General features: G+C 70.1%; 8 protein-coding genes. 4 read left to right on the top strand and 4 right to left on the bottom strand.

Annotated elements, in window-relative coordinates; all coding sequences use genetic code 11:
- Positions 1–390 precede the first annotated feature (390 nt).
- Together ACWGI8_RS04130 and ACWGI8_RS04125 are read right to left on the bottom strand one after the other, a co-directional pair.
- Complete coding sequence (locus tag ACWGI8_RS04130; protein ID WP_453658516.1) at positions 391–1,128, bottom strand: dienelactone hydrolase family protein; 738 nt, start codon at positions 1,126–1,128, stop codon at positions 391–393.
- A 143-nt stretch (positions 1,129–1,271) separates the two neighbouring features.
- Positions 1,272–2,138 carry a GNAT family N-acetyltransferase gene (locus ACWGI8_RS04125; RefSeq protein ID WP_453658514.1) on the bottom strand — a complete coding sequence of 289 codons (867 nt, stop codon included), beginning with the start codon at positions 2,136–2,138 and terminating at the stop codon, positions 1,272–1,274.
- A 137-nt stretch (positions 2,139–2,275) separates the two neighbouring features.
- On the opposite strand from ACWGI8_RS04125, the gene ACWGI8_RS04120 reads away from it, so the two are divergent.
- From ACWGI8_RS04120 to ACWGI8_RS04105, 4 genes are all read left to right on the top strand, one after another.
- Positions 2,276–2,800, top strand: a complete 525-nt coding sequence (locus ACWGI8_RS04120; protein ID WP_453658512.1) for a TnsA-like heteromeric transposase endonuclease subunit — start codon at positions 2,276–2,278, stop codon at positions 2,798–2,800.
- A gap of 288 nt (positions 2,801–3,088) precedes the next feature.
- A complete protein-coding gene (locus tag ACWGI8_RS04115) occupies positions 3,089–3,955 on the top strand; it encodes a GNAT family N-acetyltransferase (RefSeq protein ID WP_453658510.1) in 867 nt (288 codons plus the stop codon).
- Positions 3,956–4,740: 785 nt separating this feature from the next.
- Positions 4,741–5,583 carry a nitroreductase/quinone reductase family protein gene (locus ACWGI8_RS04110; RefSeq protein ID WP_453658508.1) on the top strand — a complete coding sequence of 281 codons (843 nt, stop codon included), beginning with the start codon at positions 4,741–4,743 and terminating at the stop codon, positions 5,581–5,583.
- A 75-nt stretch (positions 5,584–5,658) separates the two neighbouring features.
- Positions 5,659–6,678, top strand: coding sequence for a helix-turn-helix transcriptional regulator (locus ACWGI8_RS04105; protein ID WP_453658506.1), 1,020 nt, complete (start codon positions 5,659–5,661; stop codon positions 6,676–6,678).
- A 252-nt stretch (positions 6,679–6,930) separates the two neighbouring features.
- On the opposite strand, the gene ACWGI8_RS04100 is transcribed toward ACWGI8_RS04105, so the two are convergent.
- A complete protein-coding gene (locus ACWGI8_RS04100; protein ID WP_453658504.1) occupies positions 6,931–9,045 on the bottom strand; it encodes a HelD family protein in 2,115 nt (704 codons plus the stop codon).
- A gap of 43 nt (positions 9,046–9,088) precedes the next feature.
- Positions 9,089–9,733, bottom strand: coding sequence for a TetR family transcriptional regulator (locus ACWGI8_RS04095; RefSeq protein ID WP_453658502.1), 645 nt, complete (start codon positions 9,731–9,733; stop codon positions 9,089–9,091).
- Positions 9,734–9,736: the final 3 nt, after the last annotated feature.

Genomic DNA, 9,736 nt, shown 5'->3' with positions numbered 1-9,736 from the left:
CTCAATTCACTGATCAGCGGCTTCCTTACGCCCGATCGGCCAACGCGGCGCAACGAGCGCCCAGTTCGCATCAGATGCGATTCGCGCCGGTTCCGAGATACGCGCCAAAGGGGCAATGAGTTGATCATGATGCGACTTCGCACGTGGTCAGCACGGTGAGGCCGCAGTAAATGCGTAGACCTCGCCCTGGCGGCCGGAACGGACCGCCGCAGGTCGCGAGGATCACGGCAGGGGCTCCGTCGCAGTAAATCCGGTATTTACTGCGGCAGTTGCGAACGCGTCTCCGCGATCGAGTATCCGCCCGAATGTGGTTCTGCTATGGGGACTTGAGGGGAGGGGACTGTGAGTGCCCGACGCGGACCAGGCCTGGCGCCAGGCTGTTTGCCTGGGTCATGCCCGCAGATCTTCCGTCACGGGCAGGCACTCGGCGAGCAGGTCGACGACGTCGCGCCAGGCTCGCTGCGCGTGCTGTGGGTGGTAGCCGACGCCGGGGACCGTGGGGTGGTCGACCGGCGGGTGGTGGAAGGCGTGCAAGGCCCCGCCGTAGACCGCGAGGCGCCAGTCGACGCCTGCGGCCTGCATCTCGGCGGTGAACGCGTCCCGTTGCGCGGGCGGCATGATCGGGTCTTCCGACCCGACCCCGGCCCACACCGGGCAGCGAATGCGCGCTGCCTCGCCCGGTCGGCCCGTGGTCAGTGCGTTGACTGTCCCGATCGCGCGCAGGTTGACGCCGTCGCGCCCGAGTTCCAGCCCGACGGCGCCTCCGGTGCCGTAGCCGACGGCCGCGATCCGGTCGGGGTCGGCCCGCGATTCGGTGCGCAACACGTCGAGCGCCGCATGGCCGATGCCCCGCATCCGGTCGGGATCAGAGAGCAGTGGTATGCAACGGGCCAGCATCTCCTCGGGGTCGCCCAAATAGCGCCCGCCGTGAAGGTCGAAGGCCAGCGCTACGTATCCCAGCTCGGCGAGAGCATCGGCCCGGCGGCGCTCGACGTCGCTGAGCCCCATGCCCTCTGGTCCGAGCAGCACCGCGGGTCGGCGGTCGATACCGGCCGGGAGCGCGAGGTGCCCGATCATCGTCAAACCGTCGGCCGGGTACTCGACCGTACGCGTCGTAATCGTCGCCATGAGACTGGACTGTAGTGATCGTCGAGCCCGGTCCGGCCTGTGTTCTGCCGCTGGCAGAACAGTGCGCGTGTCCCTCTGAAATACGGGGGCCGAGCGCTCAGGGCTTCAAGATCATCTCGTCGCCCCTTTGGCGCGTACCTCGGTCACACCCCGACGTAGGTGTGGGTGCGGGTGTACGCGGTGAAGCCCAAGGACTCGTACAGCCGCTTGGGGATGGGGTATGCGGCGTCGCCGCGTGAGTAGACGATGGCACGGTGGCCGCTGGCGTCGGCGAAAGCGTGCAGCACCGCGATGCAGGCGGCTCGGGCGAGGCCGAGGCGGCGGTGATCGGGGTGGGTGCCAATGGGTTCGAACTCGCCGATTCCGTTGGTCGGGTCGTACCAGCCTTGGCAGTAGGCGACGACTTCCCCGGTGGGCGAGGTCACGATGAGGTCGTGTTCGGACCGGTAGGGCCAGGTGTCCCTCATGCGGGCGTGTCGTTCGGTGGTGATCCTGGTCGATCCGAAGGCGGCGCGGTGTGCTGCCGCCCGGCCTGCCACGTCGGCATGGTCGCGCTGGGGGTGGATCGAGTAGCCGTCCGGCAGGTGCGGGATGTCCGGCAGGCCGGTGAGGGGGCGGCCAAGGCACGTCATGAACGGTCCGTCGGTGGTCCGGGTGTATCCGCGCTGTTCCAGTGCCTTGATCAGGTGTGGTTCGGTCTCGGTGACGTCGATGCTCAGCGGGCCTGATGCCGTGTGTTCGGCCCAGGTGAGGACCTCGTGAGCCAGTTCCGGGTGCTCCGGGTCGACCTGGAGCATCAAGGTGTCGGGCAGTTCTAACCAGCCCCAGGCCAGCGTCTGTTCGCCGTGCGTCCAGACGGCTGTCGGGCACTGGTCGGCGCGGTCGAGGGCCAGGCACCAGTTCCATGTGAGGTCGCCGATGTGGTGGTAGCCGGTTGTCGGAAAGGTGCGGGTGGCCAGGCTCTGCATGGAGCGCAGTGCTGCGGGTCCGGCGTGCTCATGTCGTTGCATGGCGCCATGCTGTCGAACCGGTTTTTGATCAAGCAACGGAGTATCGGTGCTCTGGCCCGTGGGCGCCAGTCACTCACATGAGGGGTTTGTGTCCCGTTCTTCCTGCTCAGTCCCGTCGGAACTGCACAGTGCCATACATGGGGCTGCGTGAGCTGGAGGGGTCGGCGCCGTCGCAGGTGGACGGTTTCGAGGTGGGCTGGCGGGATGCCGCGGGCGAGCACCGGCGGCTTCTGTCCGAGGCCGTCTCGGTGGCGTTCGAGGAAGGGCGGCCGGTGCGGGGGTTCCCGTCCTACCGGGGGCAGCGGCATTTCCCTGGGTTGTATTGGTCGTCGACGACCGGTGGGCACGTGGGGTTCGAGTCCTGGCTGGAGCGGGATCACGCGATGCTGCTCGACTTCACGCCGCAGGTGACGGGGCTGCTGTCGCAGCCGTTGTGGCTGTTCTGGGAGGGCGAGCGGGGCAAGCGGGTCTCGCACGCTCCGGACTACTTCGCTCGGTTCGAGGACGGGCGGGGGCTGGTGGTGGACTGCCGGCCGCTGGACCGGATCGACGCACGGTCGGCGGCCAAGTTCGCAGCGGCGCGGGCGGCTTGTGAGGCAGTGGGGTGGGGATACCGCGTCGTAGGCGAGGTGGATCCGGTGCGGATGGTGAACGTCCGCTGACGGTGATCGACCAGGCCCCACAGGCCCTGCTCGCGGTAGCGCCTGAGCATCCGCTGAACGGTCCCCACACTCGCCTGGCTGCCCCAGCACTCCGAAGCCCACCTGAACTGGGCACTTATCGCCATGCTGACCCGCAGAAGCCCGCGGACCAGCCAGTGGACGAGGAAAACTCGCGCCTGATCAGGAGCAGTTACATCACGGGGCTGAAAGGCGTTGGACCAGTCGTGTCGACGGTGCATCTCTGAGCAAGTGTTCCCGCCGAGTCGAGGTCATCCGGGATCATGAAGCATGCTCCCGGATGACTGGCACCTCACCCAAGACGTCGACGGCTTCCTCGCCCGGGCCGGGGACTTCCTGCGCTCACGGCCTGCCCTGCACAACACGCCTCTGACGGACATCGAGAAACTGCGAACACGCTGGGCGGCCGAACACGACATCGAAGCCTCCGTCTTCGGCCGACTGGAGTCAGGAGGCGAGGTCCGCGCGATCTTCTATCTCACTCCGCGCGGCCGCCTGGGCCTCACCCCCCTCTCTGTCGAGCAGACCGACACCCTCGCCGCTCACCTGACCGGCCTCGGCCACTCCCCCTCCAACGTCATCGCGGACCACGACACCGCCGGCGCTTTCGCCGAGTCATGGCAGCGGCACACGGGCGCGGCGCCGGTACCTTTCTGGCGGACGCATCTTTACCGTCTCGGCACGCTCACCCCACCGCAGCCGCGCCCAGAGGGCCGGGGTCGCATCACGGGCGGGAAGGACCGTGAGCAAGTCGTGCGCTGGTGCCGTGAGTTCTGTGTCGACGTCGGGGAGCAGACCTCCATCGACTTGATCGACGCCGGCTCCTGGGACGACTCGCGCTTCGGCGACAGGCACTTCACGTTCTGGGAGACCCCGGACGGCACCCCCCTCTCGATGGCGGCCGCGACCTCGGTCGTCGGCGGCATGGTCCGGGTGGACCCCGTCTACACCCCGGCCCACCTCCGCGGCCGCGGCTACGCGGGAGCCGTGACGGTCGCGGTGAGCAGGGCCGCGCTGACCGCGGGCGCGACGGACGTCGTCCTGTTCACAGACCCGGACAACCCCACCAGCAACGCCCTCTATCAGCGCATCGGGTTCGTCCACATCGCCGACTTCACCGGGTACAAGTTCTCCTGAGGCGCACCAGAAGCCGGTTAGGGAGCGTGACCTTCGCAAAGCGCACCTGCCACCAGGAAGCTGATCCGCCGACACCGCTCTGCCGGTTACAGCAGGGAGGAACGACCTACTCAGGTTGAGCGAGACCGACGGACACCTGACGTCGCGCTCAACCTGAGAAACCCGAGGTCAGAGCACTGCCCTGCCTCACGTTCAGCGAGACGGGTCACCCCTGGGTGTCCGTTCCCAGCGAAGGTGAGTAGTCCCACGGGAGCTGACCGATGACTGAGCAGTTCCTGCCGCCTGACCGCCCGGCCGGGCTCGCCACTCCGCACCGCCCGGAGAATGGGAATGCGCCCACGGATGTGCGGGGCGCACAATGCGGCCGGGAATCGACGTTGCCCCGGCGCCCAGCCCGGTATTAGGTTGTGATCGTGACTGCCGGGTCGGCCATGGGCCACGAACGAGTAGGGCACCCGGCCTCGGAGTGATTTCGAGGCGGGCGAGAGGCCCGCCTTTCTGCTTTCCGCGCCATCTGCGCTTTTCGCGCTCATCGCGCCACTCTCCGCGTGACACCCGCCATGCGTGCGACGAGTTCAATACGCGCCACCCGCGCCATGCGTGGCGTGCGCGGCGTGCGCGGCGTGCGCGGCGTGCGTGCCACGTTTCCCTGCGCTTGACCGCGCCTGACCGCGCTTCACCGTGCCCGACGGCGCATCGATCGCCGCCAATTCCGCGAGCGCGCTTCAACCCGCCCCCACCCGGCGGTGATTTGCCATGCCCGCAAACAGAGAAGAAAGCAGAGAATGCCGAACGATTTCAATCAGCAGGTCATCGATGAGTTCCGCGCCAACGGCGGACGCGTCGGCGGCTATTTCGAAGGAGCCCGGCTGCTCCTTCTCACCACCACGGGGGCGCGGTCCGGCGCCCCGCACACCACCCCCGTCGGCTACCTCCCCGACGGCGGTGAACGAGTCCTCGTCATCGCCTCCGCCGGCGGCGCACCGAAGAATCCGGACTGGTTCCGGAACCTGCTGGCCCATCCCCGTCTCACCGTCGAGGACGGCGTCTTCACCTACGAGGCCAGGGCTGTCGTCCTCGAAGGCGCGGAGCGCGACGCCGCCTTCGCACGGGCCGTCGAGGCCGACCCCGGGTGGGCGGACTACCAGGCCAAGACGGAGCGCGTGATTCCCGTGGTCGCGCTCGAAGCGATCGAGAACGGACCGCCGAACCCGAACGCGACGTCGATGGGCGAGGCCCTCAAGGTGATCCACGACGGCTTCCGGCGGGAACTCGCCCTGATCCGCAAGGAGATCACCGAATCGGGCCCCGGGCTGGGCGCACAGCTCCGCATCAACTGTCTGACCCTCTGCGCGGGTCTGCACAACCACCACACCGGTGAGAACGTTGCGATGTTCCCGTTCCTCGCCGGGCGGTACGCCGAACTCACACCGGCGCTGGACAGATTGCGCCAGGAGCACGAGAAGATCGCGGCCCTCACCACCGAACTGCGCGAGGTTGTCCGATCGGACGGCGCGGACCGGGCGCTTGTACTCCGTGAAGTCGAGCGGCTCACCCACGAGTTGGAGAGCCATCTGCTCTACGAGGAGGAAGTGTTGATCCCGATCCTGGACGCGTCCGCCCCCTGAGCGGACGTGGTGACAGGTTCTCCGTCAGGCTGAACAGGCCATACGGTGGCCACTTCACCGGGGACAATGGCCGGCATGAAGGCCGATCGACTGGTGGCGGCGCTGCTGTTCCTTCAGGCGCGCGGGCGCGTGACCGTGAGCGAGGTCGCCGCGGAGCTCGAAGTGTCGGAGCGCACGGCACGCCGCGACCTGGAGGCGCTGGCGAGCGCCGGGATTCCCGTGTACTCGCAGCGCGGCCGGGGCGGCGGCTGGTCGCTGGTCGGCGGGGCCAGGACCGACCTCACCGGACTGACCGCCGGCGAGATCCGGGCACTGTTCCTTGTCGCAGGGCCGTCGTCGGCCGGTCCGGACACGTCGGCCGGCCCAGGCGCACCGGGGAGCCTGTCCGGCGGCCTCACGGCCACACCCGAGTTGCGGACGGCGCTGCGCAAGCTCGTACGGGCCCTGCCGGCGCCGTTCCGTTCCGAAGCGGAGGCCGCGTCGCGGGCGGGGGTCACCGACGGTACGGACTGGTCGCGCTCCCCGCTCACCGCCGCGGCGCCCCACCTCGACGCGCTCCAGCGCGCGGTGCTGGACGGTACGCAGGTCAGGCTCGGTTACGCCGCTCCGGGCAGGCCCGCCCGTGACCGCACGGTCCATCCGCTCGGGCTCGCGTCCAAGGCCGGCGTCGGCTATCTCGTCGCCGGAACCGACCGCGGACTGCGGACGTTCCGGCTCAGCCGTGTCACGTCCGTCGAACCGACCGGCGAACCCGTCGTCCGTCCGGAGGGCTTCGATCTCGCCGAGACCTGGCGCTCACTCGCCGGGCGCATGGAGGACCGCATGCTCGCGACGACCGTACGGGCCCGGGCCGAGCGGAGTGCGGAGCCGGTGCTGCAGGGGCTGTTCGGCGGGCGGCTGCGGGTCGGCGGGCCGCTCGACGACGGGTGGCTGGAGATCGAGGTCGACGGGCCGTCGCCGCAGGTGGTTGCAGCGCAGCTGGCCGGTCTGGGCGCGCGGATCGAGGTCCTGGAGCCTCCGGAGGCGCGGGAACGGCTGGCGCGGCTCGCGGCAGAGCTGGCCGCCACGTACGGGCCGCCTGCCACGACCGAGTGACGCGTGCGGCGTGCGGCGTGTCGAGGTCAGGCGTTCCCGTTCGACGCACTGGTGAAAGGCTCTGAGGAAAGGGAACGGCGGGAACACCGGCAACACGCCTAACCCCAATCCAACTCCGGCGGCTCCGTCCCGCGCGTCGGCGGGAGCCGCACGACCGGTCCGCCCTGCCCGAAGTCCTCGCTGAGGCCCGGCCGTTGCCTGACCCACGCCACTTTGACGCACGCCACCCTGACCCACGCCACCCTCACGCCGTCATGCCAACTCCGGCGGCAGGGGCCGCTGATGCAGGACGTCGAGACGCGAGACCGCCCGGGTGAGGGCCACATACAGACGGTGCAGCCCACGCTCCTCCGCCGCGGCGATGGCGGCGGGCTCGGCGACGACGACATGGTCGTACTCAAGCCCCTTGGCGAGTGACGCCCCGAGGACGGTGACGCGGCCGTCTCCGTCCTCCGCGATCCCGGCGGCCGTGAGCGCGCCGCGCAGCACGGGTACGCCGGAGTCCTCCGCGATCACACCGACCGAGCCCTCCCGGGTGAGCGCGGCCCGTACCGCCTCGACCGTCGCCGCGGCGATGTCCGGGACCGCACGGACCGTCAGCTCGCCGTCGCGCCGCAGCGAACGGGCCGTCGGCACATCGACCGACAGGGCGCCGAGGAGCCGGTTGGCCAGCTCGACGACGGCCGCCGGGACGCGGAAACCGGTGGTCAACGGCACCACGGCGGTCTGTGGCCGGCCGAGGTGGGCGAGGTGTTCCGGCCAGCTGCGGGCGGCCCACGGCGTGGTGCCCTGAGCCAGGTCGCCGAGGACGGTCAGTGAGCCGAAGGCGGAGCGCCGGGCGATCGCGCGGCACTGCATCGGCGAGAGGTCCTGTGCCTCGTCGATGACGATGTGGCCGTAGCCCTCGGGCCGTTCGATCAGGCCGGCGAGTTCGTCGAGGAGGACGAGGTCGGCGGCCGACCATGCCGCAGACTTCCAGGAGCGGGGCGGCCGTTCCCAGCGGATCGCTTCCCGTTCCTCCGCGGTGAGCGGAGCGTCAGCCAAGTCCGCGACCGGGGCATCGGCCAAGTCCGTGAGCAGCACATCGTCCGGGTCCGTGAGCAGCGCCGTCAGCACCTCCTCCGGCCGCGCCTTCGGCCAGACCGCGTCGACGAAGGCGGAGACTGCCCGCGACCGGCCGATGCGCTGCGCCCAGCTGCTGCTCCTCGGCCCCGACCTGCGCTCCGCCTGGAGTTGCACCGCGCGGACGGCGCGGGTACGGACCCGTTCGCGCCCGACCGCATACGGCGGCGCCTCCGCCCGTACGCCGTCGACGATCCGCTCCAGCTCGGCGAGCGGTACGCGCCAGCGGTACGAGCCGTCCGGAACGGCCAGTTCGGCGGCCGGGGAGCCGACGCGGGCGTACAGCGCGCGGTGCAGTACGGCCGCCATCCGGGCGTCGTGCTTGACCGCGGCGGCGGCATCGCTGTCCCGTGCCCGTACCGGATGACGGGCGATCTCGTCGTCGATCGTCGACTGCCGGACGTCCATCTCGCCGAGCGCGGGCAGCACTTCGGAGATGTAGGAGAGGAACGTGCGGTTCGGGCCGAGAATCAGCAGTCCGCCGCGCCGGATGCGCTGCGGGTAGGTGTAGAGGAGGTATGCGGCGCGGTGCAGCCCGACCGCGGTCTTGCCGGTACCGGGAGCGCCTTGAACGCAGACGGAGTCGGTGAGTCCGGACCGTACGAGATCGTCCTGCTCGGGCTGGATGGTGGCGGCGATGTCGCGCATCGGGCCGACGCGGGGCCGCTCGATCTCGCCGGCGACGATCGCGCTCGTCCATGACTCGCCCTGCACCGGACGCTCTCCGCCCGACAGATGGTCGCCGCCCGACGGACACTCGCCGCGCGCCGGCTGCCCGCCGGGCGTCGACCGACCGCCGCGCGTCAGAGGCTCGTCCTCCAGGCCGGTCAGATCGGCCGAATCGCCCTTGCTGTGCGGGGCCCAGCCGAAGCGGCGGCGTACTGCTACGCCTTGCGGATCGTGGGCACTCGCCTGGTAGAAGGCGCGGGAGACGGGGGCGCGCCAGTCGACGACGAGCGGCGGAGCGGCCGGGTGTTCGCTGATGCGCCGACGGCCGATGTGGTGGCTCTGGCCGTCCTCGTGGTCGAGACGGCCGAAGAAGAGGGGGCTCGGGGGAAGTTCGCGCAGTTCCTTGGCGTGGCTGCGGAGCTCGTAGCCGAGCGCCTCGGCGTCGGCGCCCGAGGCGGCGACGTCCTCGCCGGTGATGACGCGGGTGGCGGCGCCTTCGACCATCGCGGTCAGGGCGGTACGGCAGGTGTCGTGGTAGTCGCGTTCCTGGCTGAGTGCATGCTCGAGTGCCGTCATTCCATCGAGAATAACGTAACCGAGTTAAATCTTTTACTGAGACTCAGGGCGTGGAGAGTCCCGCGTCGAGCTGACGGAAGGCGAGATCCGCCGCGGCCACTGCGTCCGCGTACACGTCGTCCGCGCTTTCACCGGCCGCGATGCGCCGCCAGTTCTCCTCGGCGAGGACCCGCAGGACGGCGACGATCTGCCCGGCGGCGAGCCGGGCGCCCACACCCGTACCCACGCCCTCGCCCCCGCCCGCGTCGCCGCCGAGTGCCGCAGCCAGCGCCGCCTCCGACCTCCCCTGATACGCGTACAGGCGCGCGACCAGGCTCGGAGTGCCGTACAGCAGCCGGTGGAAGGCGAGGACGTGCGGGTGGTCGCTGAGGCCGGTCACCGGGTCCCTGCGGGTCAGCCCTTCGAGGAAATGGCGGTGCAGTGCGTCGAGCGGGGTCACGCCCTCGGGCCGGGCGGCGACCACTCGGGCGGCCTCGTCCTCGTGGTCGGCGAACCGGTGCAGGACCAGATCCTCCTTGGCCGGGAAGTACCGGAAGAGGGTCGGCTTGGAGACCTCGGCGGCGGCCGCGACCTCGGTGACCGGGACGGCGTCGAAGCCCTTCTCCAGGAAGAGGGCGATCGCCGCGTCGGAGATCGTCCGGTACGTCTGTCGCTTCTTGCGCTCACGCAGACCCAGCTCACCGCTCATGGA

The sequence above is a fragment of the Streptomyces sp. NPDC054841 genome, assembly GCF_053611045.1.
The sequence above is the reverse complement of the archived record's forward strand: the minus strand, read 5'-3'. Positions and strand labels throughout refer to the sequence as shown.

Excerpts from the sequence above, each read along its gene's own strand:
- ACWGI8_RS04105 (WP_453658506.1), top strand. The coding sequence starts at position 5,659 with ATGAAGGCCGATCGACTGGTGGCGGCGCTGCTGTTCCTTCAGGCGCGC.
- ACWGI8_RS04120 (WP_453658512.1), top strand. The coding sequence starts at position 2,276 with ATGGGGCTGCGTGAGCTGGAGGGGTCGGCGCCGTCGCAGGTGGACGGT.
- ACWGI8_RS04130 (WP_453658516.1), bottom strand. The coding sequence starts at position 1,128 with ATGGCGACGATTACGACGCGTACGGTCGAGTACCCGGCCGACGGTTTG.
- ACWGI8_RS04100 (WP_453658504.1), bottom strand. The coding sequence starts at position 9,045 with ATGACGGCACTCGAGCATGCACTCAGCCAGGAACGCGACTACCACGAC.
- ACWGI8_RS04110 (WP_453658508.1), top strand. The coding sequence starts at position 4,741 with ATGCCGAACGATTTCAATCAGCAGGTCATCGATGAGTTCCGCGCCAAC.
- ACWGI8_RS04125 (WP_453658514.1), bottom strand. The coding sequence starts at position 2,138 with ATGCAACGACATGAGCACGCCGGACCCGCAGCACTGCGCTCCATGCAG.
- ACWGI8_RS04115 (WP_453658510.1), top strand. The coding sequence starts at position 3,089 with ATGCTCCCGGATGACTGGCACCTCACCCAAGACGTCGACGGCTTCCTC.
- ACWGI8_RS04095 (WP_453658502.1), bottom strand. The coding sequence starts at position 9,733 with ATGAGCGGTGAGCTGGGTCTGCGTGAGCGCAAGAAGCGACAGACGTAC.